Here is a 24,100-nt window from a genome sequence, read left to right as displayed (position 1 = left end):
GTGAGAGAATGACTTCCATGGCACGCGGTGACGGAATGCTTTCCCACGATCTCATGCCCGGCGAAAAAGGACCGCAGGATGCCTGCGGAGTCTTTGGCGTTTGGGCCCCCGGCGAAGAGGTAGCGAAGCTTACCTATTACGGTCTGTATGCGCTGCAGCACCGCGGACAGGAATCCGCAGGCATTGCAACCAGCGACGGCAACCGGATCAGCGTCTACAAGGACATGGGACTGGTCTCCCAGGTTTTTGACGAGACAACCCTGAACACCCTTCTGGGCCACATCGCGATCGGGCACTGCCGGTACTCCACCACGGGCGCCTCGCACTGGGCGAACGCCCAGCCCACCCTTGGCGCAACGGCAGCCGGAACGGTGGCCCTGGCCCACAACGGCAACCTGACAAACTCCGCTGAACTTTACGAAATGATCCTGGCCCGCCAAGGCCGTCCCCGCGCAGGCGAAATCGCCCAGGGCAACACCTCGGACACCGCTTTGGTCACTGCCCTGCTCAATGGCACGGACGGCCGCTCGCTCGAAGAAACCGCCCTTGAACTGCTGCCCACGCTCCGCGGCGCCTTCTCCTTCGTATTTATGGATGAAGGCACCCTGTACGCGGCACGGGACACCTACGGAGTGCGTCCCCTGGTGCTCGGCCGGCTGAACCGCGGCTGGGTAGTGGCGTCCGAAGGTTCCGCCCTGGCCACCGTCGGCGCAAGCTTCATCCGCGAAATCAAGCCCGGTGAATTCATCGCCATCGACGAAAACGGCATCCGTTCCCAGATGTTCGGAGAGCCCACGCCTGCCGGCTGCGTTTTCGAGTACGTCTACCTGGCGCGTCCGGATGCCTCCATCAACGGCCGATCGGTCTATGAATCCCGCGTCGAGATGGGCCGCCAGCTTGCGCGCGAAAACGGCGTCGAAGCGGACATCGTCATTCCGGTTCCGGAATCCGGCACCCCTGCAGCAGTGGGCTACGCCGAGCAGTCCGGAATTCCGTTCGCCCACGGTTTCGTCAAGAACTCCTACGTGGGACGCACCTTCATCCAGCCCAGCCAGACGCTGCGCCAGCTTGGCATCAAGCTGAAGCTCAATGCCCTTGAGTCGGTGATCAGGGGCAAGCGCGTGGTGGTTGTGGATGACTCGATTGTCCGCGGCAACACCCAGCGCGCCATTGTGCGGATGCTCCGGGAAGTCGGAGCCAAGGAAGTCCACGTCAAGATCTCCTCGCCTCCCGTGCAGTGGCCCTGCTTCTACGGCATCGACTTCGCCTCCCGCGCCGAGCTGATTGCCAACGGAGCCAAAGTTGAGGAAATCTGCGCCTCAATCGGCGCTGACTCCCTCGCATACATCTCCGAGGACGGGATGATCGGAGCCACCCAGCAGCCCCGCGAGAAACTCTGCACAGCGTGCTTCACCGGCAAGTACCCCATCGAACTGCCCGCAGCCGACCGGCTCGGAAAGAACCTGCTGGAGTCCTCCACCGACGGCTCCAACGGCTGCGACCCGGGACCGGACAGTGACTTTGAGACTCTCCTGACCCCCACAGACAAGAAAGAAGCAGTATGAGCGCGAGTGAAAACGCCATCACCTATGCCTCCGCAGGGGTGGACGTCGAAGCCGGTGACAAGGCCGTCGAACTAATGAAGGCGGCCGTCAAGGCCACCCACAACAATTCCGTGATTGGCGGCGTCGGCGGATTCGCAGGGCTCTACGATGTCTCCCGCCTGCTGACCTACAAGAAGCCTCTGCTGGCCACGTCCACCGACGGCGTTGGCACGAAGGTCGCCATCGCCCAGGCCCTGGACATCCACCACACCATCGGATTCGATCTGGTGGGCATGGTGGTGGACGACATCGTGGTCGTCGGCGCTGAGCCTCTGTTCATGACGGACTACATTGCCTGCGGCAAGGTAGTCCCGGAGCGCATCGCGGACATTGTCCGCGGCATTGCCGCTGCCTGCGAAGTTGCCGGCACTGCCCTCGTCGGCGGAGAAACCGCCGAACATCCGGGTCTGCTGGGCGTCGATGAGTACGACGTCGCCGGCGCAGCGACGGGCGTAGTGGAAGCCGCGGATCTGCTGGGCCCTGAGCGGGTGCGCGAGGGCGACGTCGTTATTGCCATGGCTTCCTCCGGCATCCACTCCAACGGGTACTCCCTGGTGCGGCGCGTGATCAACCACGCCGGCTGGCAGCTGGAGCGCCAGATCCCGGAGCTGTCTCGTACGCTGGGCGAAGAGCTCCTCGAGCCTACCCGCGTCTACGCGGCGGACTGCCTGGACCTGGCCCGTTACGCCCCTGCGGGCGTCCACGGGTTTAGCCACGTGACGGGCGGCGGCCTGGCCGCCAACCTTGCACGGGTGCTCCCCAAGGGCGTGGAAGCCACCGTGGACCGTTCCACGTGGGCACTGCCGCCGGTGTTCAAGCTGATCAGCGAGCTGGGCAATGTTCCGCTGCCGGATCTGGAGCGCACCTTGAACCTGGGCGTAGGCATGGTGGCAATCGTTGACGCCGCCGGTGCAGACGCTGCCCTGGCCCGCCTGGCCGAACGCGGAGTTCCCGCCTGGACCATGGGAACGGTTGGTGCAGCCGGCGATCCGGAGACCGGAAACCCCGACTACGTCCAGGGTGCCAAGGGAGTCGACGGCGGTGCCGTCCGCTTGGTGGGAAGCTACGCCTAGCGGCTCCTCCCTAAGCTCGATACCAAGAACTGCCTGTATCAACATTGATACGGGCAGTTCTTGTCATTTCAGGGGATGCGATACGCAGCCGTTGACGGTTACGGGCTGGCACCACGACGGAAACCGGAAGATTTTCCCCTTTAACGCCTTTCAGCGGATCCACCTGGAAGGTGATCCGCTGAAGGAGGGCAATTAGCTTGCCGAAGACTGAGGGTCTGCCCGCATCTAGCCGATGCGGCGGGAATCCTCATCGTCGTCGTCTTCATCGCCAAATTGATCTGCGTACTTATCCTCGTACGCCGAGTAATCCGGCTCGGCCGGTTCCTCGGGATATCGACTCGACGGACGGCTCGAGGGTCCTGACAGCTCGCGCTGCAGGGCTGAGTAATCCGTGGCAGGAGTGAAGTACTTCATCTCGCGTGCCTGCTTGGTTGCTTTTGCCTTTTGACGGCCGCGCCCCATGGCGTGACCCCCTTTTTGCGTCGATCCGGAGGTGGTCGCTCGGGCAGGAGAGCGAGGCCCCGGAATATTTGGTCAATTTGTCGTAACTACAGGTTACATGTTTTCCCGCATGGTTGTGCCCCTCAGGACCCGCAGGCGCACTCAACTTCCCATTTTAGCCGCTCCGCCCTAACGGTGCGTACTGCGCCGCCACCTGCATATTCGCTAAAGTCAGGGGGGAACAGATGCCGCAGGACACTTTTGCGGCCTTGGACAGGGAGGACAGGCGTTCACCATGAGCGATAAAAAGAGGACACCCCGGCAGGGACCAGCCCTGGCCGGCAAGTCCCCGCGCCCTGCCGCCCCTAATGGAAGCAGCGCTGCCCGCAAGGGTTCCGGCGCCAAGCCGCCCCTGCCCAAAGCTGCACCCCCGGTCCGCAGTAATCCCGCCACAAGGAGCATCCCCGTCGTCAAACCCCAGCAGCCAGCCTCAAACGGGCATCCCGGAGCCGGCGCGTCCTCCGAAGCGCCTGGTTCAGCCAAACCGGCTAAGCCCGGCAAGGCCGCCCGCAAGGTGGCCGGCGCGAAGCGTCCCGCGACCGGCGGGAAGGGACTGGTCGCCAAGGGTCTTCTGGGCTCCAAGGGCGGGTCCAAGCGCCCAGCCGTCCGTCTGGGACCCGGCGCCAAAAAGTCATCCGGACCGGCAGACGAGCCCAAGCCTCAGCCCCAGGAGCCCGCTTCAAAGGCTGAACCCTCCGATTCCAAGGACACGGCGGCGGCAAAGCCTGCGCCGCTGCCCGATCTCGCCGCACACACGGAGACCCCCGCCTGGCTCTCCCCCACAGGCAGCCGTGACGAGGAAATCTGGGACGGAGCCTTCGAAGCAGAGGACACCGCGGAAGCAGCGGTGGTGGAACCGGAAGTAATTCCGGCCGAGGACGTGCATCTGGCTGAGCCGTCCCTGGAGACTCCAGCCATCAGCTCCGAGGCAGCTGAGGCAGCCTCCCTGCCTGAGACCGCCGCTGAAGTCCGTGCCGTTTCCGAGGAAGCCGCTGAAGCAGGCAAGCAGGCAGGCATCTCCGAGCCTGCCCCCGAAGGCACCGAAGTTGCTGTGGAACCCTCTTCCGAACTCACGGACATGGAACCGGCTGCCGACGCCGAAGAGGACACCGGAAACAACGGCGATGGAACAGCCGTTGAGCATCCGGCGGAGGACGGCGCAGCCACGGATGACGCGGCAGCTGAAGTTTCAGACGCAGATTCCGAGCTGGCCGGCGGTGAGGCGGCGGCAGAAGCAGCCGCGGACGGCGCAGCCACGCATGACGCAGCCCACGATGAACCAACGGATGACAGCGCACCGGACGGTGACGGGAGCGATGAAGCCGCTGCAGGCGATGCCGCTGCGGACGACACAGAGACCGGCGAAGCCGCCCCCGGAAAGGACGGCGAACCCGTTTCCGGAAAGCCCATCGACAAAAAGCCGGATGCCCCTGCTGAGGACAAGGCCACACCAGGTTCCGTCGGCGCAGAAGGTACCGGCAAAGAAAAGCCAACGGCGAGCAAAACCGATGCCAAGGCCGGACAGGCCGCTGGACCCAAAATCCAGACCTCCGTACTGAAGCAGGACGAAACCGACGTCGCAGGCCCTGTTACTGACTCCTTTGCTTCCCTGAGCATGACCAAAAAGGACGCCGAAGACAGCGGGCTGATTCACACGGTGAACCCGTCCGGTTCCAGCGCCGTTCCCGCCGATTCGCGGCGCGCCCGCCGTACCCGTGAGGCGGAGGAGGCTGCCCAGAGCAAGGGGGCGAGCCGGACCACACGAATGCTGGTCCTGCTGGGGTCCATCCTCATTGTGGTGCTGCTGGGAATCTGGCTGGCAACGATCATCGCTGACAGCAACCGTGAAGCCGGGGTGCTGGAAGACTCGGTGGCGCCGGTTGACCTGGAGGCCGGGGCCTGCCTTAAGGACTTCCAGAGCGTGAACGCCGAAGTAACCGTGGTTACCTGCGATACCCCGCACAACGCCCAGCTCGTGGCCACCCAGTCCTACGCGGAATCGGATACTTTCCCGGGCACCGACAGCCTTGCAGCAAAGGCAGAGGAAGTCTGCTCTTCGGTTATCTACACCGACGCCGCATCCAAATACACTGACCTCGAGCTGAACCGCGCTGTCCCGACGCAGAACTCCTGGAATGCTGGTGACCGGCGGGTGGACTGTTTTGTGGTGGCAGCCGGTGAGGACCTGACCGAGTCCCTGATCGTCCAGCCGTAACTCACCCGCGAACACCGAAAAACAGCAGAACCACAGAACCACAGAAAAGGGAGGCCCGTTTCGGCGGGCCTCCCTTTTCCGGGTCGAATGCGGTCTAGCTGACCGGTGCCGCTGCCTGAACGGTCAGCCCGGGATCTGCCAGCTCGTCACTGCTGACCTCCGGCCGGTCAACCAGCACGGTGTCACCGTCGGAAATGCGTCCGGCCAGGATGCCCTTGGCCAGCTTGTCGCCAATCTCGCGCTGCACCAGCCGCCGCAGCGGACGTGCACCGTACGCCGGGTCGTAACCGGTGAGCGCCAGCCATTCCCGGGCAGCGTCGGTGACGTCCAGCGTCAGCCTGCGGTCCCGCAGGCGGGCCGCCAGTGCCTTCACCTGCAGGTCCACAATCTCGGAGAGTTCCTCCAGATTCAGCGGGTCAAACAGGATTACGTCGTCCAGCCGGTTCAGGAACTCCGGCTTGAAGTTCGCATTGACCATGGACATCACGGAGTCGCGTTTCTGGTCCTCGGTCAGGCCGGGATCCACCAGGAACTGGGAACCAAGGTTGGAGGTCAGGATCAGGATCACGTTTCGGAAGTCCACCGTCCGGCCCTGGCCGTCGGTGAGGCGGCCGTCGTCGAGCACCTGCAGCAGGATGTCGAAGACGTCCGGGTGGGCCTTCTCCACTTCATCCAGCAGGATCACCGAGTATGGGCGGCGGCGGACTGCTTCCGTGAGCTGGCCGCCTTCCTCATAACCCACGTACCCGGGAGGGGCACCGACCAGCCGGGACACGGTGTGCTTCTCCGCGTATTCGCTCATATCCAGCCGGACCATGGCGCGTTCGTCGTCGAAGATGAATTCCGCCAGGGCCTTGGCCAGCTCCGTCTTGCCAACACCGGTGGGGCCGAGGAAGAGGAAGGAACCGGTTGGCCGGTCGGGATCGCTGACTCCGGCGCGGGAGCGGCGGACGGCATCCGATACCGCAGTTACTGCCTTGGTTTGACCGATCAGGCGGGAACCGATCACGGCTTCCATGTCCAGCAGCTTCTGGGATTCGCCCTGCAGCATACGGCCGGCGGGGATGCCGGTCCATGAGGACACCACCTCGGCGATGTCGTCTGCGGTGACTTCCTCGGAGACCATCAGCTCCCGGGCGCCGTCGCCGTATTTGTCCTCCTCAGCTTCCTGAGCCGCGTCGAGTTCCTTCTGCATGGCAGGGATCTCTCCGTAGAGGATCCGCGAGGCTTCCGTCAGGTCGCCGTCGCGCTGGGCCTTTTCTGCAAGCGAGCGAAGCTCATCGATGCGGGCCTTGATGTCACCCACCCGGTTAAGCCCGGCCTTCTCCGCTTCCCAGCGGGCATTGAGCGCGGCGAGCTGTTCCTTCTTGTTCGCCATGTCCTCCCGCAGGACCTCCAGGCGTTCCAGCGAAGCGGCATCGGTTTCACCGCTGATGGCCAGTTCTTCCATGGTCAGGCGGTCGACGGCGCGGCGCAGCTCGTCAATCTCCTCCGGGGCGGAGTCGATCTCCATGCGCAGCCGTGACGCGGCCTCATCCACGAGGTCAATGGCCTTGTCCGGCAGCTGGCGGCCCGTGATATAGCGGTTTGAAAGGTTCGCTGCAGCAACCAGGGCCGAGTCTGCGATGGCCACCTTATGGTGGGCTTCGTAGCGTTCCTTCAAACCGCGCAGAATGCCAATCGTGTCCGGCACGCTGGGTTCACCAACGAACACCTGCTGGAACCGGCGTTCCAGCGCGGCGTCCTTTTCGATGTTCTCGCGGTACTCGTTCAGTGTTGTGGCACCAATGAGCCGAAGCTCGCCCCGGGCCAGCATGGGCTTGAGCATGTTGCCGGCGTCCATGGATCCTTCAGCGGCCCCGGCACCAACCACGGTGTGCAGCTCATCAATGAACGTGACGATCTGGCCCTCGGAATTGGAGATCTCTTCAAGGACCGCCTTGAACCGCTCTTCGAATTCACCGCGGTACTTGGCGCCGGCAACCATCGATCCAAGGTCCAGGGACAGCAGCGTTTTGCCGCTAAGGCTCTCCGGCACGTCGCCTGCGACGATCCGCTGTGCCAGGCCTTCCACGACGGCGGTCTTGCCAACGCCGGGTTCACCGATCAGGACGGGGTTGTTCTTGGTGCGGCGGCTGAGCACCTGGATCACGCGGCGGATTTCCGAGTCGCGGCCGATAACCGGGTCCAGCTTTCCGGCACGTGCCATCTCGGTGAGGTCGGTGCTGTACTTCTCCAGCGCCTGAAGGGTGTTCTCCGGATCGGCATTGGTCACTTTACGGTCTCCTCGCACACTAGGAAGGGCGCTGGCCAGGGCATCGTGGCCGGCATTATTGTCCCGCAGGGCCTTGCCTGCCGGACCGTTATCCACTGACAGGGCCAGCAACAGGTGCTCAGTGGATACGTAGGCGTCCCCGAGCTGGGCGGCCTCCTGCTGGGCAGCGTTGATTACCTGCAGGAGCGGACGGGAAAACTGGGGCTGCTGAACGGAGGAGCCGGAGCTCGAGGGCAGGTCATGGATGGCGTTGCTCGCCGCAGCACTGACAGCATCGGGGTTGGCCCCGGCGGCCTTTAGCAGGGCCACCGCCACTCCCTGCCGCTGGTCCATGAGGGCTTTCAGCAGGTGGGCCGGCTCGATCTGGGGATTGCCGGCGGTGGTTGCGTTCATGGCGGCAGCTTGGAGCGCTTCCTGGCTCTTGTTGGTGAATTTGGTCTCCACGGCGGGCTCCTTCTCAGGCTCTGATAAACCGTTCAAGCTCCCGGCGGACCGGCCAGTCTTTGCTTACCCAAAACTGGCCTTATCCGGCCGTACTCAACTAACTTGAGTGTACTTCACTCAACCCCACCTGTAAAGTTATCCACAGGCGCCTATTGGCTTCTGACGTGCGGTTATTCCGGCCCTGGCAGCGGTGCGTGCTGCCGTTCGAACTCCTCCCGAACACGCTCCCATTCAGCATTGCGGGCCTGATAGAGCTCCAGTTCGTCCTCCTCCATCTGCTGCCAGCCGGTAGCAGCAGGGTGGCCTGTCCCTTCCTGAAGATAGGTCTGCAACCGATCAAGGAAGGCCTCCCAGCCTGGCCCTGCCGCCCAGGCGGCCACGTCCGGGTCCATGACCGCGAACCTCTTGCGCACCGACGCATAGCGCAGTTCCAGTTTCGTGGTGCCGTCCACGTCGGTCAGGTGGATCTCCAGCTCTCCGGGATTCCCGTGCGACGGAATCCAGGACACCGTCAGCAACCGCGGCGGGTCACACCTCAGAATGGTCCCGGTGGCAAAATTCGCTACCTCGTACTCCCCGCCGCGCCGGAGTTCACCCTGAGGCTCCGCAAAGTAGGCACCCAGCCGCTGGGGATCAGACAACACACTCCAGACCTCCCCGATGGGCTGCCCCAGTTCCCGGCCAATAACAAGCATCAGGGCGTGCCCCGCCTGGATTTGGCGGAGGCCGAAAGACCGCTCGGTTTCGGATAGCAACGCGTCCAACTCGGACATTTCCGCTCCTTCAGTCTGCCGTCATCACGGTCCCAAAGGAGCCTTCCGGATCGTTCCAGCGGTCCGGCCGGAGTTTCCCGGAACCGGTGTTTGTGAGATATGGCACATCTCCACATCCTCTTGGAGATTAGCAGGATGGCACAGGCCAAGGACAGGTCCAACGGCCGGGTTCGACCCGGTAAGTACCACGCTTCCCGGGGTGTGGTGGACTGCCAGGGGCTGGCCCGCATCGCCCCGCATCGGCCCCCACGTGCTCTTTTGATAGTCTCGAGGTCAAGACTAAGGGACCTTACTTTTTGTCCACGCCGCCTTGAAGGACGTCATGACCAAGACTGCAGAAACAGAAGCCCCGCCCGCGGAGGCCGGGAAAACGCGAATGAATAAGGCTGTTTTCACCGGCTCTGCCGTGGGAATTACTGCCATAGCGCTGTGGGCAATGATCTCCGCCGATTCCGCTGAAGCGGTCATCGGCGCGATGGTGGGGTGGGTCTCCACCAACATGGGCTGGTACTACTTCCTGGTGGTAACACTCGTGGTTATCTTCGTCCTGGTGATTGCCCTCTCCGGCATCGGCAAAACCAAACTTGGCCCCGACCACTCCAAACCGCAGTTCGGGCTCTTCACCTGGGGAGCCATGCTCTTCGCGGCAGGCATCGGAATCGACCTGATGTTCTTCTCGGTCTCCGAACCGGTCACCCAGTACCTGGCGCCTCCAGCCGGTGACGGCTCCACAGCGGAAGCAGCGCGGCAGGCACTGGTCTGGACGCTCTTCCACTACGGGATCACCGGCTGGGCGCTGTATGCCCTCATGGGGCTGGCCCTCGGGTACTTCGCGTACCGCCACAACCTCCCCCTGAGCATCCGTTCGGCGCTCTACCCCATCTTCGGCAAAAAGATCGACGGCCCGCTCGGACACGGCGTGGACATCGCTGCCCTGCTGGGCACCATCTTTGGCATCGCCACCTCACTTGGCATCGGCGTCGTACAGCTGAACTACGGGCTGAGCTTTATGTTCGGTGTCCCGGAGAACCTCAGCGTGCAGATTGCGCTGATCGCGCTGTCCGTAATCATGGCGACTGTCTCCGTGGTCTCCGGCGTCGAAAAGGGAATCCGCAGGCTCTCCGAACTGAACGTCATCCTGGCACTCGGCCTGATGCTTTTCATCCTCATCGCAGGGAAAACAAGCTTCCTGTTCGACGGGATCGTGCAGAACATCGGCGACGTACTTAGCCGCTTCCCGTCCATGACCATGGACACGATGGCCTACGACCGTCCGGACGAATGGCTCTCCGGATGGACCTTGTTCTTCTGGGCGTGGTGGATTGCGTGGGCGCCGTTCGTTGGCCTGTTCCTCGCCCGGATTTCCCGCGGGCGCACCATCCGCCAGTTCGTCCTCGGCGTCATGATTGTGCCCTTCGCCTTCATCCTGCTGTGGATCTCCATCTTCGGCAACAGCGCACTGGAACTGGTGACGGGAGGCAACGCCGCCTTCGGCGAAGTCGCCATGAACCAGCCGGAGCGCGCTTTCTACGGCCTGCTGGAGCAGTTCCCGTGGGTGCCTGCAACAGCCGCGATCGCAACGTTCACCGGCCTGCTCTTCTACGTCACCTCAGCTGACTCCGGGGCATTGGTGATGGCAAACTTCACCTCCCACCTCAAGGACGCCGATTCCGACGCCCCGAAATGGATGCGGGTTTTCTGGGCCGTGATCACGGGACTGCTGACCCTTGCCATGCTGATGGTTGGCGGAGTGACCACGCTGCAGAACGCCACAATCATCATGGGTCTTCCACTTTCAATCCTGCTGCTGTTCATCATGCTGGGCGTGTACAAGGCGCTTAGGGTGGAGAACTCCCTCGCGGCGAGCTTCCGTGCGTCGCTTCCGGGCATGATCGCCGGCCGGGGCGGCGATCCCCGGGGCGGACGGTCCTGGCGCCAGCGGCTCACCCGCGCAATGACCTACCCCGGCCCCAAGCAAGCCACGCGCTTCGTGGAAACCCTCGCCCAACCGGCGCTCCAGGAAGTCCATGACGAACTCGCTGCCAGGGGCGCAGACGTTACCCTGACTCTGGGAGAGGCAGGCCCGAATCACATCCCGTGTGTTGACCTCGCCGTAGGGCTGGGCGAGGAACGCCCCTTCAAGTACCAGGTCTACCCGGTCCAGTATGAGACGCCGTCCTATGCGCTGCGCAGCGCCTCCACGGAGACCAAGTACTACCGCATGGAGGTGTTCTCCCTCGAAGGCAGCCACGGCTATGACGTTATGGGCTACACCAAGGACCAGCTGATCACGGACGTCCTGGACCACTACGAACGCCACCTGGAATTCCTGCACCTCAACCGCGGGGTGCCCGGCAACACCGCAATCACCGAAGACCTGGTTGTCAAGGACAACTGGGACGCCGACTTCGTCGGCGGGGAGGAGAAAGTATGAGCACGGCTGCAACCCTTTTCATCGACGGCGCGTGGGTACCCGCATCCGACGGCGGCACCCGCGAGATTCGCAATCCGGCCGACGGCGAGCTGGCCGCCGTCGTCTCCGAGGCCACCGCGCAGGACGCCCGGAAGGCCATTGCCGCAGCCCGGTCCGCGTTCGACCGCGGGGAATGGGCTTCGGTTCCTGCCCCCGAGCGCGGTGACTTCCTGCTCCGCGTCGCCGCGGAGCTGAAGGCCCGCAAGGCCGACTTCGCCCGGGCCGAGACGCTGGACACCGGCAAGCGGCTGGTCGAGAGCGAAATCGACATGGACGACATCGCTGCGTGCTTCACCTACTTCGGGAAGATCGCGGGCCAAAATGCCGGCCGGATCGTGGATGCGGGGAACCCCGACGTCGTCTCCCGCATTGAGTACGAGCCGGTTGGCGTGTGCGGGCTGATCGCCCCCTGGAACTACCCGCTGCTGCAGGCGGCCTGGAAGATCGCCCCGGCCCTGGCCGCCGGCTGCACTTTTGTGCTCAAGCCATCGGAGCTCACGCCGTCCACGTCCATCCTGATGATGAAGGTCCTCGAGGACCTGGGCCTGCCGCGCGGCACGGCCAACCTGGTGCTCGGCGCCGGTGCCGTGGCGGGTGCGCCGCTGGCGGAATCACCCGATGTGGACCTTGTTTCCTTCACCGGCGGCGTCGCCACGGGCAAGACGATTGCCGCCGCAGCGGCGGGCACGGTCAAAAAGGTTGCGCTGGAACTCGGCGGCAAGAATCCCAACATTGTCTTCGCGGACGCGGACTTCGACGCCGCCCTGGACAACGCGCTGAACGCAGCTTTTGTCCACTCGGGACAGGTCTGCTCGGCCGGGGCACGGCTGATCGTGGAAGAACCGATCGCCGAACGCTTTGTGTCCGAACTGGTGCGCCGCGCTGAACAGATCCGCATGGGCGGCCCGTTCGACGAGACCGCCGAGACCGGACCGCTGATCTCCGCAGCACACCGGGACAAGGTCACTGCCTATGTGCAGAAGGCCCAGGAAGAGGGCGCCCGGATCCGTTGCGGCGGAACCTGGGGAACAGGCGAGCTGGAAAAGGGCTTCTACTTCGCCCCGACAGTGCTGGACAACGTCAAGCGCGGCAGCGCTGCCCTGCTGGACGAAGCCTTCGGACCGGTGGTCACGGTAGAGACCTTCAACGGTGAGGATGAGGCCGTTGCCCTCGCGAATGACACCGCCTATGGACTGGCCGGAGCCGTCTGGTCTGCAGATGCAGGCAAGACCCAGCGGGTGGCCCGCCGCCTGCGCCACGGCACCATCTGGATCAACGACTTCCATCCCTACCTCCCCCAGGCCGAATGGGGCGGCTTCGGCATTTCCGGCGTCGGCAGGGAACTCGGCCCCACCGGACTGGGCGAATACCAGGAAGCCAAGCACATCTACCAGAACATCAATCCCCAGGTGACCGGCTGGTTTACCGACCACGGAAAGGTCAGCTAAGCACCATGACTGATCTGCAGAAGACGGAGTTCGACTACATCATCATTGGCGGCGGGTCCGCCGGTGCCGCCGTCGCATCCAGGCTCAGCGAGGACCCCTCCGTTGAAGTGGCCCTGGTAGAGGCTGGCCCGGATGACCGCGGGCTGGAGGAAATCCTCCAGCTGGACCGCTGGATGGAGCTGCTCGAATCCGGGTACGACTGGGACTACCCGATCGAACCGCAGGAAAACGGCAACTCCTTTATGCGCCATGCCCGCGCCAAGGTGATGGGCGGCTGCTCCAGCCACAACTCCTGCATCGCTTTCTGGGCGCCGCGGGAGGACATCGACGAGTGGGAAACCAGGTTCGGCGCCGAAGGCTGGAACTCGGAAATGGCTTTCCGGCTTTTCAGGAAGCTCGAGACCAATGAGGACGCCGGACCGGACGCCCCGCACCACGGCACCGACGGCCCCGTGCACCTGATGAACGTTCCGCCGCGCGACCCGTGCGGCGTGGCCCTGCTCGATGCCTGCGAACAGGCCGGCATCCCGCGGGCGAAGTTCAATACCGGTGAAACGGTTATCAACGGCGCCAACTTCTTCCAGATCAACCGGCGTGCGGACGGCACCCGCTCGTCGTCGTCCGTTTCCTATATCCACCCGATCATGGAACGGGAGAATTTCACCCTCCTCACCGGCCTGCGCGCCCGTGAACTGAAGTTCGACGCCTCGAACCGCTGCACCGGCGTGGACGTGGTGGACGGACAGTTCGCCCGCACCCACGCCCTCACCGCCCGCACGGAAGTGATCGTCTCTGCCGGGGCCATCGACTCGCCGAAGCTGCTGATGCTGTCCGGCATCGGTCCCGCCGCCCATCTGGCCGAACACGGAATCGAAGTCCGTGTGGACTCCCCCGGTGTGGGCGAGAACCTGCAGGACCACCCGGAGGGCGTCATCCAGTGGGAAGCGAAGCAGCCCATGACCGAAACGTCCACGCAGTGGTGGGAAATTGGGATTTTCACCCCCACCGAAGAGGGCCTGGACCGGCCGGACCTGATGTTCCACTACGGCTCGGTCCCGTTCGACATGCACACCCTTCGGCAGGGCTACCCCACCACGGAGAACGGTTTCTGCCTGACCCCGAACGTCACGCACGCCCGCTCCCGCGGCACCGTGCGGCTGCGCAGCCGGGACTTCCGGGACAAGCCGATGGTGGACCCGCGCTACTTCACCGATCCGCACGACATGCGCGTGATGGTCTACGGCATCAAGAAGGCCCGTGAAATCGTTGCGTCTCCGGCAATGGCCGGTTGGGCAGGCCGCGAACTCTACCCGGGGCCCCAGGTCCAGACCGACGAGCAGATCACCGAGTACATCAAGAAAACACACAACACGGTGTACCACCCGGCCGGCAGCGTCCGGATGGGAGCCCCCGACGACGCGATGTCGCCGCTGGATCCGCAGCTGCGGGTCAAGGGCGTCACCGGGCTTCGCGTGGCGGATGCATCCGTTATGCCCGAGCTCACCACGGTGAACCCGAACATCACCACGATGATGATCGGCGAGCGCTGCGCTGAGCTGGTGCGCGAAGCCCGCGCCGGATCCGTTTCCGCTGCGGCCGCCGGTGCGGCCGCGGTCTGACACCGGGCGCGAAAAGCGGACACGGGCGCCCGGCGCCTGTGTCCGCTTTTTTGGCTGCGCCGGTATTCTGTGCGGATGGGGAAAAACCGCGTGCTTGCTTCCGTCCTGTCCGTCGCCGTTCTGGGGCTGTCGCTGAGCGCCTGCTCCGCCAGCGGTCCCACACCCGAGGAGGCAGCACAGACCCTCGCTGAAGGCCTGGCTGAGCTGGACGTTTCGGACAGCACCTTCCTGGACTCGACAGCGGAAGAAGCCAATACCCGCCTGGCGGAATGGACCTCCGGCATGGAGCCGCTGAAGCCTGCTGTCAGCGTCACCTCGGTGGAAGAAACGGCGGACGACGAAGCCGTAGCCACCCTCAGCTACGTCTGGGACGTCAACAGCACGGAGAACGACTACAGCTACGAAACCACCGTGGCCCTGCAGCGTGGTGGCGAAGATGACTGGCAGGTCCGTTTTACGTCCACGGCTGTCCACCCTGATTTGGCTCCGGGAGATCACCTCCTCCTGGAAACCGGCCCGCAGCAGCGGGGAAATATCCTCGGTGCCGGGGGCGAAGTGCTCGTCACCGAGCGGCCCGTCTGGCGTGTGGGGATAGACAAGACCCGGATCGAAGCGGAGCAGCTGGACAGCTCGGCAACGGCGCTGGCCGAATTCCTGGAGCTGGACCCCGCGCCCTTCGCTGCCCAGGTCCAGGCTGCCGGGCCCGAGGCTTTCGTTGAGGCCATCACCCTCCGCCAGGATGACGTCAGCCCGCCGCCGGTATTCCAAGCCGAAGTCGCTGAGATCCCCGGCGCCGCGGCCCTGAACTCCACCCTGTCCCTGGCCCCGACCCGCACCTTCGCCCGCGCCCTGCTCGGTTCCGCCGGGGAAGCCACCGCAGAACTAATCGAGAACTCCGACGGCGCACTCTCGCCCGGGGACATCACCGGCCTCTCCGGCCTGCAGCGCGAATACGACGACGTACTGCGCGGCTCCGATCCCGTGACCATCCGGACCGCCACCGCGGAAGATGCACGCTCGGCGCCACTGTTCGAGGATCCGGGAAAGAAGGGCGACCTCCGCACCACCTTGGACACACGCATGCAGTTACTCGCCGAATCCGTGCTTGAGGACGAACCATCCGCATCGGCACTCGTTGCCGTTCAGCCCTCCACGGGAAATGTCCTGGCCGTCGCCAACGGGCCCGGCTCGCAGGGACAGCAGACTGCCCTGCTGGGTCAGTACGCACCCGGCTCCACGTTCAAACTCGCTACGACGCTGGCAATGCTGCGCTCCGGGGCTACAGCGCAGACAACGGTGTCCTGTCCGGAAGAACTCAACGTTGACGGGCGGAACTTCAACAACGCCAGTACCTACCCGGCCCAGTTCCTCGGTGAGATCCCGCTGATCCAGGCCTTCTCCCAGTCCTGCAACACCGCCTTTATCAATGCCCGCGGCGATGTCTCCCAGGCGGGGCTGGCCGAAGCCGCCCGCAGCCTGGGCCTGGGTGTCCCGGCGCCAATCGGGACAGGTGCCTACTTCGGGTCCGTACCGGATTCTGCGGACGGAACACTGCATGCGGCGTCCATGATCGGGCAGGGTGAGGTTCTTGTATCCCCGTTCGCCCTCGCCGTTGCCGCCGCTTCCATTGGGAACGGCAGCCGTGTCTCCCCTGTCCTTGTTCAAGCTCCGGCGGAAGGTACCGGTGAGCCGGTTGCCACGAACTCACCCGAGCCCTCAGCCTCTGCGTCCCCAACGGGTACGGACACTGACTCCGCACCGCTCACCGCGGAGGAAGCAGCCGCCCTGCGGGAAATGATGCGTTCCGTGGTTACCGAAGGCGGCGTGCAGCTGCTGCAGTCCGTACCGGGAGAACCAGTGCTCGCCAAGACCGGAACCGCGGAGTTCGGCAGTGACACCCCGCCGCGCACCCACGCCTGGGTCGTGGCACTCCAGGGTGACCTCGCCGTCGCGCTCTTCATAGAAGAGGGCGAACTGGGTTCAACCTCCGGCGGTCCGGTGATGAAGGAGTTCCTCGACGGCCTGGCCGGCTAGTCCTGTCCAGCGCCGCAATTCGTTGCAGCACGCAGGCGCTTTTGGGCTTCCTCTGTCCCCATTTCCTGACTCCGCCGATAGCCTTCGAGGATGGGGAAGAACCGCCTGATCACCATTGTCCTCGCCGTTTCGCTGGTGGGCCTGCCGCTGAGTGCATGTTCCGCTGAAGAGCGCCCGGGACCGGAAGAAGCCGTCGAGTCGCTGGCTGACGGTTTGTCCCGGCTGGACGTGACAGGGAACGAATTCGCCGGCTCCACGGTGGAGGCGGTAAACGGAATGCTCCTGCATCTGGTGTCGGGAATGGACATAGAACCTTCGGTGACCGTCGAGGGGATCGAGGAGGTCTCTGGAAATGAGGCCAGGGCTACCCTTCACTACGTGTGGGACGTCAACGCCTCCCCGGAGGACTACACCTATAACACCACCGTCACCCTGGAACGCGGTCCTGATTCAGGCTGGGAAACCCGCTTTCGGTCCACCACCGTGCACCCCGATCTTCAGCCCGGTCAGCGGCTGATCCGCGAATCTTCATCCCTGCCCCGCGCCGATATCCTCGGCGCCGGCGGCGACGTGCTGGTGCGGCACTGGCCGGTGTGGCGGGTTGGGCTGGATAAGTCCGTGCTGGGTGAACACGAGTACGCTTCCGCTGCCGGATATCTGGCTGTGTACCTGGGTCTGGACCCGGCAGCCTACACGGCCGAGGTCCTTGGTGCCGGCCCGAAGGCCTTCATCGAAGCCGTGACGGTGCGCCAGGACAAAGTCATTCCGGCCTTCGAGAAGGACATCGCCACCGTCCCGGGCGCTGCTGCCCTTTCGGAGCGGCGGGTCCTGGCACCCAGCCCAACCTTCGCGGCAGCCCTGCTGGGGGCTGTTGGGGAAGCGACTCCGGAAATGGCAGCGGACGCAGGAATTCCGCTGGCCGCCGGGGACCTGATCGGGGTCTCCGGCCTGCAGCTTGAGTACGATTCAATGCTCCGCGGAGCCGACGCTGTGGCCGTGCGCATCACCAATGCCGACAAGAACCGGTCCAAGCCGCTGTTTGAAGCTGCGGCAGTACCGGGTGTTCCACTGAAAACGACTCTTGATGCGGGCGTCCAGGCCCTTGCCGAAGCGGCCCTGTCAGACCAGTCCGCCGGCTCGGCGCTTGTGGCCGTCCAGCCTTCCACCGGGAACGTCCTGGCAGTGGCGAATGGACCCCGCAGCAAGGGCGCCCAGACTGCCCTGCTGGGAGAGTTCTCCCTCGGCTCAGCGTTCACCCCGGCTGCCAGCCTGGCTGCCCTGCGTTCCGGCAACGCTCCGGGAGGCACCGGCTCCGCGACCGCCGGCAGCGAGCAGGAGCTCGACGCCGCCGCCCGCAGCCTCGGACTGGGCGTTGAACCGAATCTCGGCACACCGGCATTTTCAGGTACGGCTGCCGGGGAACCGGAATCAACCGGGGAGGCCCGGCAGGCCGCCGCTAACGAGGGGAACACTGTGGTTTCCCCCTTCACCCTGGCCGTGGCCACCGCCTCGATTGCCCGGGGCGAACGGGTAGAACCCGCCTTGGTCCTCAACGCGGCCGATGCTCCGGCAGGCAGCGGAACCACGGCAGGCGAAGAGCCGTTGCCCGACGCTTCCGACGCCCCTGAACCCTTGACGGCCGCCGAGTCCAAGGCGCTTCAGAGCATGATGCGCGGAGTTGCCGAAGAAGTCCTGCCGGACACTGACGTGCTGGCGCTCGCGGGCACGGCGGTGTCCGGCGGAGACACCCCGCGCCCTCACGCCTGGATCACGGCAGCGCGCGGAGACATCGCCGTCGCGCTTATAGTCGATGGAAGCGACCCGGAGCAGGCCGCTCCCGCGCTGCAGGCTTTTCTCGACGGGCTTTAGGCCTGGCGCCCGTAGGGCGCGTACGGGTAGGTCCCGGGCGGAGGACCGGCGTTGTACGGAACCAGTCCGGGGCCGGACGTCGGTACGATCCGCTTGCCCAGCGGTGCCAGGGAAATTGGGATCATCTTCAGGTTCGCGATGCCCAGCGGAATGCCGATGATGCTGACGAACATCGGGATGGCCGTCAGCACGTGGCCGATGGCAATCCAGATACCGGCAAAGATGATCCAGATGACGTTCCCCAGGGTGGCGAACAAACCGGTGCCCCGTCCGCTGTCTACGACAGTCCGCCCAAAAGGCCACAGTGCGTACGATGCGATCCGGAAAGATGCGATGCCGAACGGGATGGTGACGATCAGGATGCAGCAGACGATGCCGGCTGCGACGTATCCGAGGGCCAGCCAGATGCCGCCGAACAGGAGCCAGATGACGTTCAGGATTGCCTTCATGAGCTCATTGTTCTCTATTTGGCCTGCGGAGTCACGGAGTGCTGCGTACCGGCGCCGCACAGGTTATGCCTAGACTGGGTGCATGCCGCCAACCAAAGATGCAGGGGTACCAGTCGAACTCGGATCCAGCGATTGCTGGGACTACATCCGTCAGGCGTCCGTGGGGCGGCTGGCCGTGGTGGTTGATGGACGCCCGGAGATTTTTCCCATCAACTTCGCCGTGGATCACGGAACAATCATTTTCCGCACCGCGAAGGGCACCAAGCTGTCTGCGGCGCTGGACGATTCACCAGTTGCCTTTGAGGTGGACGGCTACGACGACCGGCTGGGCTACGCCTGGAGCGTGGTACTGAAGGGCGACGCAGCTCAGCTTGAGTCCATCGAAGACGTCCTGGACTCCCAAGACCTTGAACTTTTCCCGTGGCAGTCCGGGGAGAAGAACCACTTCATCCGGATTGTGCCCGCCGAGACCACCGGCCGCCGCTTCCTGATCACCAACGAAGCCCGGCGCCATGTACTCGCTGCCCGCCGCCGCCAGCTGCTCGCCGAGTAGCATGAGGGCTGATCTGATACGTTTCGCTGCCGTCCCTTCCCGTTCCTGGGGGTCAGGTTCAGGGCGTTCCAAGGACCTCACGTCCGGCCCTGCAGGGGATTCCGGAACGCCTGGTTGGCGGCTGTCCGCCGCGACAATCGAGAAGTCCGGTCCCTTCACCCGGTTCGAGAACACCGACCGGATCACCGTACCGGTGGAGGGTGAACTGCTCCTCCTGAACGTGGACGGCACCGAGCATGCGATGGAGCGGCTCCGCCCGCTGCGGTATCCAGGCGACGTCCCGGTGCAGGCATCGCTGCCCACCGGGGAAGTCACCGTACTGAACACATTCGCAGAACGGGACCGGTTCGGTGCCGCTGTGATGGTGGTGGAACTGTCGAAGAAGAACTCCCCGGCACTGGGCCCGGACCAGTTCCTGGTGCTGCTCCAGGGCTCCGCGAAGGCATCGTTCGACGGCGGTGCCCCGGAAGATCTGGACCTGCTGGACACCGTCGCCGGCAGCGAAGAGAGTCCCGCGGTACTCGGCCGCGGCTTTGCCGCCGTCGTCAGCTTTTATCCCCTGGACTAGGCCGGGATGGGGCTGTGCCGCCGGTCCGCCGGTCCCTAACATCGGAACATGAGCACTTCACTGAATGAGCTGCCGAGAATTGGGGCGCCCGCTTCCCGGGGCCTCGGAGCCGCGGGCTTCACCACGCTCCGCCAGCTGGCCGGCATTCCGCGGGAGGACCTGGCCAAACTGCACGGTGTTGGGCCAAAGGCACTGAACATCATCGAGGCAGCCCTGAATGAGTACGGCCTTGGCCTCAAGGAATGACAAAGGCCCCGCATCCGGACTGGATGCGGGGCCTTTGCAGTAGCGTCAGTTAGCGGCCGCGGCGTTCGTTCGACGCGGGTGCCGTTGCGCGGCGGGGGCCGGCGGAGCGTGCCGGGCGGCCGCTGCCTGCCGGAGCAGCCGAACGGGTACCGCCGGAGCGGTGTGTGCCCGCAGCTGCGACGTCACCGGCGCGCTGGCCGGTGGCGGGGCGGCGGTTGCGTCCCTGCGAGGTGGCTGCCGCAGCTGAACCGCGGCGTCCTTCAGGGCTGCGCTGGGCGCGGGGAGCATCGGCTGAGGCAGTGCGTTCTGCGGAGACGCGTCCGCGGCCGCCTGCACCGCCGCGTCCACCGGCACGCGTGCCGGCACCGGAACGGGCAGCGCGCTTGCGCTGGGCGTTGGCTCCAGTGGAGCGGCCTGCACCCTGCTGGGGGGACTTTGCTGCCAGCTGGGCTGCACGGACATGCGGCTCAACGACTGCCGCACGCTCACCAATAAGCTTGGCGATCGAAGGGGAGTTGTGGGAAACCTTCTCGATCGAGACGTCGACGCCCGCAGCCTTCATCAGCTTGGACACCTCGCCCTTCTGCTCGGGCAGGGTCACCGTGACAACGGTGCCGTCGGAGCCGGCACGTGCCGTACGTCCCGAGCGGTGCAGGTATGCCTTGTGCTCCGTAGGCGGATCGATGTGGACAACCAGCTCGACGTCGTTCACGTGGACGCCGCGGGCGGCGACGTCGGTGGCCACCAGGACGCGGACGTCGCCGGAGGCGAACTCAGCCAGGTTCCGGTCACGGGCGTTCTGGGACAGGTTGCCGTGCAGGTCGACGGTGGGGATTCCGCTGTCCGTCAGGTACTTGGCCATCTTGCGGGCGTGGTGCTTGGTGCGCATGAACATAATGCGGCGGCCCTGGCCTGAAGCCAGTTCCTTCACCAGCAGCTTCTTGGCGGTCTGGTCCTGGACCAGCAGCACATGGTGCTCCATGGTGGTGACCGCTGCCTGCGGGTCATCCACGGAGTGGGTCAGCGGGTTGGAGAGGTAGCGTCGGACCAGCTTGTCCACACCGTTGTCCAGGGTGGCGGAGAAGAGCATGCGCTGGCCCTTTTCCGGGGTGCGGTCCAGCAGGCGCTGAACAACCGGAAGGAATCCGAGGTCGGCCATGTGGTCGGCTTCGTCCAGCACGGTGATCTCGACGGACTCCAGGCTGATGACCTTCTGCTTCATCAGGTCCTCGAGACGGCCGGGGCAGGCGATGACAATGTCGACGCCGGCGCCGAGTGCCTTTTCCTGCCGCTGCTGGGAAACGCCGCCGTAGATCACGGTGGTGTTCAGGCCCAGCTCGGCGGCCAGCGGCTCGATGACGTTGTTGATCTGGGTAGCCAGTTCACGGGTCGGCGCGAGCACCAGGCCCAGCGGGCGGTTCGGCCGGCGGCGGTAAGCGGCCTCGGCTTCAGCCAGGCGGGTGACCAGCGGCAGGGAGAAGGCGAGGGTCTTGCCGGAGCCGGTGCGCCCGCGGCCCAGGACATCCCGGCCCTTGAGGGTGTCGGGAAGGGTTTCCACCTGGATGGGGAACGGTTCTGCGATTCCCTGGGCGGAGAGGTTTGAAACAAGTGCCTTGGGTACGCCAAGGGCAGCAAAAGTGGTCATGAAAAGACAGGCAACTTTCGGTAAGTGGCCCCCTATGCCGTGTGGCGCAGAGGGTTCGCCGAAGAAAAGTCAGACAGTGTCCACCGCCCCGTGAGATAACGGGCGGGACAAAAGAAAGCGTTCATCGACGCAGGTTGCGCTGCTTACACACGCGGCTTTTAGGCGCGGCAGTCGCAACAACTTCCCCCAGTTTACCGGATCGGTCCCAGTTACCTAATTAGGGGTGCTTACGACGGACACAGTCCGGTGCCGGCACACGGTTAGCATTAACAGTAATGACTACTGACCCAGCCCTGCCCGTTTCCGATGCTGCCGACGGGCCCGAGAGCCCTGATTCCGTGCATTTCCGGGCCCCGGTGTCCTTTGTCCGCAGGGGATCGCGCCTGCAGGGACGGCGCCAGCAGGCCTGGGACGAGCTCTCCGATGTTTTCGTCATCGACGTCCCGCGTGTTCATTCGGACACATCTGTGGATCCGGACTACGTGTTCGACGCCGAAGCCGCCTTTGGCCGCAAAGCTCCCCTCGTCGTCGAGATCGGTTCCGGCCTCGGCGAAGCCATCACCCACGCGGCGGAGCAGAACCCGGAGAAGAACTTCCTGGCCGTGGAGGTCTACCTTCCCGGGCTGGCCCAGACCCTGCAGCGCATTGGCCAGAAGAACCTGACCAATGTGCGGGTGGTCCAGGCGAACGCTCCCGAGGTCCTCACCACCATGCTTCCCGCGGGTTCGGTGGATGAGCTCTGGGTCTTTTTCCCGGATCCGTGGCACAAGACCCGCCACCACAAGCGCCGCATGGTCAAGGACTCCTTCGCCGAACTTGCTGCCCGGGCCCTGGTGCCGGGCGGGCTCTGGCGGCTTGCCACTGACTGGTCCGACTACGCCGTCCAGATGCGCGAAGTGCTGGATGCATCCCCGCAGTTCGAAAGCCTGCACCCCGGCGAGCGCGCGGGCACCGAAAGCCCGCTGACCCAGGTCCGCGCCCAGGGACTGGAAGGCAAGGAAGCCTCCGACGACGTCGACACCCGCGGCGGCTGGGCTCCGCGCTTCGACGGCCGTATCCTCACCAGCTTTGAGAACAAGGCGCACCAGGCCGGACGGCTCATCTTTGACCTGACGTACCGGCGACTCTGACCGTCTCCCGAATCCGAACCCCGCACTGCCAGCTGGTGCGGGGTTTCGTCGTTTACAGCGCGCCAAACGACGGAAACCTGACGAAATAGTTTGAAAAAAACATCTAAACGAAACATGGGCGGACTAGGTTTCTGCCATGACGGCAGATCTCATCATCCACAACGCCCTGGTCCGGACCATGGAGTCGGCTGCGCCCGAACGCCCCGGATCCGGACCCGCTTCCACAGCAGTGGCGGTCACCGGCGGCCAGATCACAGCGGTCGCCGGCGACGCCGATGTGCTTGCCCTCGCCGGCCCCGATACCCGGGTCATCGACGCCGGCGGCGCAGCCCTGGTGCCGGGCCTGATCGACTCACACATGCACCCGATCTGGGGCATCGAACTGACCCGCGGGATAGACCTGTACGGCCTGGACCTTGAGGGCATCCGGGACGCTCTGGCCAAGGAAGCTGCCCGGCTTCCGGAGGATGCCTGGGTGTGCGGCTGGAACCTTGACCACAATGCCTTCGACGGGCCGCTTCGCGGCGACCTCTTCGATGATGTGCTCGGCGGCCGGCCGCTGGCTGTGGTCCTCTATGACCTCCACACCGGCCTGGGCAACCCCGCGGCGCTGGCTGCTGCCGGCATTACCGGCCGGGAGACCTTCGACGACGCCAGCCTGGTGGTCGTGGACGAGCAGGGAGTGCCCACCGGCGAACTCCGGGAAATCCCTGCCTATCTGCTGCTCCTGGACGCCGTTCCCCCGATCCCGCAGGACGAGTACATCCAGCGGCTCCAGTCGCTTTTCTCGACCCTGAATGGTGTGGGCATTACCTCCGCAGTCGTCATGGACGGCCGGGACAAACACCTCGATCTGCTTGCCGACATGGAAGAAGCGGGGGACCTGACGGTTCAGCTGCACATCGCCATGTGGCATCAGCCGGGCGACGGCGATGAGCGGGTTGCGCAGATCATCTCCCAGCTCGGACGCAGCGGCCGGGGCTGGCGGGTGCAGCTCATCAAGATGTTCCTGGACGGCGTCATTGAGTCCGGGACAGCCTGGCTGAACGAACCGGACACCTGCGGCACCGGCACCCATTCGTTCTGGAAGGACCTGGACCGGTACGAGGAAGTCACCCGCCGGTATGTCGAGGCCGGTTAGCCGAGGTTCTGTAAACGCACCTACCTCTCACACGAGAAGG

General features: G+C 64.7%; 18 protein-coding genes. 13 read left to right on the top strand and 5 right to left on the bottom strand.

Going from position 1 to position 24,100, the window contains the following annotated elements; translation table 11 throughout:
* Positions 1 to 17: 17 nt before the first annotated feature.
* Positions 18 to 1,565 carry an amidophosphoribosyltransferase gene (gene purF / locus FYJ28_RS12085; protein WP_154579446.1) on the top strand — a complete coding sequence of 516 codons (1,548 nt, stop codon included), beginning with the start codon at positions 18 to 20 and terminating at the stop codon, positions 1,563 to 1,565.
* The gene (gene purM, locus FYJ28_RS12080; protein ID WP_154579445.1) at positions 1,562 to 2,677 is read left to right on the top strand and encodes a phosphoribosylformylglycinamidine cyclo-ligase; all 1,116 of its coding nucleotides are present in this window, start codon (positions 1,562 to 1,564) and stop codon (positions 2,675 to 2,677) included. Before purF ends, purM begins: the two co-directional genes overlap by 4 nt.
* A gap of 225 nt (positions 2,678 to 2,902) precedes the next feature.
* Here the strand turns inward: purM and FYJ28_RS12075 are convergent, their stop codons facing one another.
* A complete protein-coding gene (locus FYJ28_RS12075; RefSeq protein ID WP_055239090.1) occupies positions 2,903 to 3,139 on the bottom strand; it encodes a DUF3073 domain-containing protein in 237 nt (78 codons plus the stop codon).
* Between the two features lie 274 nt (positions 3,140 to 3,413).
* On the opposite strand from FYJ28_RS12075, the gene FYJ28_RS12070 reads away from it, so the two are divergent.
* Positions 3,414 to 5,393 carry a septum formation family protein gene (locus FYJ28_RS12070; protein WP_154579444.1) on the top strand — a complete coding sequence of 660 codons (1,980 nt, stop codon included), beginning with the start codon at positions 3,414 to 3,416 and terminating at the stop codon, positions 5,391 to 5,393.
* Positions 5,394 to 5,487: 94 nt separating this feature from the next.
* Here FYJ28_RS12070 and clpB read toward each other — a convergent pair whose 3' ends face one another.
* Together clpB and FYJ28_RS12060 are read right to left on the bottom strand one after the other, a co-directional pair.
* Positions 5,488 to 8,112, bottom strand: coding sequence for an ATP-dependent chaperone ClpB (clpB, locus tag FYJ28_RS12065; protein WP_055239088.1), 2,625 nt, complete (start codon positions 8,110 to 8,112; stop codon positions 5,488 to 5,490).
* 170 nt (positions 8,113 to 8,282) lie between these two features.
* A complete protein-coding gene (locus FYJ28_RS12060; protein WP_154579443.1) occupies positions 8,283 to 8,885 on the bottom strand; it encodes an SRPBCC domain-containing protein in 603 nt (200 codons plus the stop codon).
* Positions 8,886 to 9,207: 322 nt separating this feature from the next.
* Between FYJ28_RS12060 and betT the strand changes: the two genes are divergently transcribed.
* The 5 genes from betT (at position 9,208) to FYJ28_RS12035 (ending at position 18,328) form a co-directional block, all read left to right on the top strand.
* A complete protein-coding gene (gene betT / locus FYJ28_RS12055) occupies positions 9,208 to 11,319 on the top strand; it encodes a choline BCCT transporter BetT (protein ID WP_154579442.1) in 2,112 nt (703 codons plus the stop codon).
* Positions 11,316 to 12,806, top strand: a complete 1,491-nt coding sequence (locus FYJ28_RS12050; protein ID WP_154579441.1) for an aldehyde dehydrogenase family protein — start codon at positions 11,316 to 11,318, stop codon at positions 12,804 to 12,806. The genes betT and FYJ28_RS12050 overlap by 4 nt, the downstream gene beginning before the upstream one ends.
* Positions 12,807 to 12,811: 5 nt before the next feature.
* Positions 12,812 to 14,425 (top strand): GMC family oxidoreductase, encoded by a 1,614-nt coding sequence (locus FYJ28_RS12045; protein ID WP_055239084.1) that lies wholly within the window; start codon positions 12,812 to 12,814, stop codon positions 14,423 to 14,425.
* 75 nt (positions 14,426 to 14,500) lie between these two features.
* Positions 14,501 to 16,459, top strand: coding sequence for a penicillin-binding transpeptidase domain-containing protein (locus FYJ28_RS12040; protein WP_154579440.1), 1,959 nt, complete (start codon positions 14,501 to 14,503; stop codon positions 16,457 to 16,459).
* Between the two features lie 90 nt (positions 16,460 to 16,549).
* Positions 16,550 to 18,328, top strand: a complete 1,779-nt coding sequence (locus FYJ28_RS12035) for a hypothetical protein (RefSeq protein WP_154579439.1) — start codon at positions 16,550 to 16,552, stop codon at positions 18,326 to 18,328.
* On the opposite strand, the gene FYJ28_RS12030 is transcribed toward FYJ28_RS12035, so the two are convergent.
* A complete protein-coding gene (locus FYJ28_RS12030) occupies positions 18,325 to 18,777 on the bottom strand; it encodes a YccF domain-containing protein (protein ID WP_082413302.1) in 453 nt (150 codons plus the stop codon). The genes FYJ28_RS12035 and FYJ28_RS12030 overlap by 4 nt on opposite strands.
* Positions 18,778 to 18,859: 82 nt before the next feature.
* On the opposite strand from FYJ28_RS12030, the gene FYJ28_RS12025 reads away from it, so the two are divergent.
* Genes FYJ28_RS12025 through FYJ28_RS12015 form a run of 3 tightly spaced genes read left to right on the top strand, consistent with a single transcriptional unit; the run spans position 18,860 to position 20,144 of the window.
* On the top strand, positions 18,860 to 19,330 hold the full coding sequence (locus tag FYJ28_RS12025) for a pyridoxamine 5'-phosphate oxidase family protein (RefSeq protein WP_154579438.1): 471 nt from the start codon (positions 18,860 to 18,862) through the stop codon (positions 19,328 to 19,330).
* Between the two features lies 1 nt (position 19,331).
* Positions 19,332 to 19,898 (top strand): HutD/Ves family protein, encoded by a 567-nt coding sequence (locus tag FYJ28_RS12020; protein WP_195840665.1) that lies wholly within the window; start codon positions 19,332 to 19,334, stop codon positions 19,896 to 19,898.
* 48 nt (positions 19,899 to 19,946) lie between these two features.
* Entirely contained in the window at positions 19,947 to 20,144 is a 198-nt protein-coding gene (locus FYJ28_RS12015; protein WP_055239079.1) for a DNA-binding protein, read from the top strand.
* Positions 20,145 to 20,193: 49 nt separating this feature from the next.
* Here FYJ28_RS12015 and FYJ28_RS12010 read toward each other — a convergent pair whose 3' ends face one another.
* A complete protein-coding gene (locus FYJ28_RS12010) occupies positions 20,194 to 21,789 on the bottom strand; it encodes a DEAD/DEAH box helicase (protein ID WP_055239078.1) in 1,596 nt (531 codons plus the stop codon).
* 275 nt (positions 21,790 to 22,064) lie between these two features.
* On the opposite strand from FYJ28_RS12010, the gene trmB reads away from it, so the two are divergent.
* Together trmB and FYJ28_RS12000 are read left to right on the top strand one after the other, a co-directional pair.
* Entirely contained in the window at positions 22,065 to 22,919 is an 855-nt protein-coding gene (gene trmB / locus FYJ28_RS12005; RefSeq protein ID WP_154579436.1) for a tRNA (guanosine(46)-N7)-methyltransferase TrmB, read from the top strand.
* A 136-nt stretch (positions 22,920 to 23,055) separates the two neighbouring features.
* On the top strand, positions 23,056 to 24,060 hold the full coding sequence (locus tag FYJ28_RS12000) for an amidohydrolase (RefSeq protein WP_154579435.1): 1,005 nt from the start codon (positions 23,056 to 23,058) through the stop codon (positions 24,058 to 24,060).
* Positions 24,061 to 24,100 lie beyond the last annotated feature (40 nt).

This window comes from Arthrobacter sp. BL-252-APC-1A (assembly GCF_009696625.1).
Classification (GTDB): Bacteria; Actinomycetota; Actinomycetes; order Actinomycetales; family Micrococcaceae; genus Arthrobacter_B.
This window is presented reverse-complemented; position numbering and strand designations above follow the sequence as displayed.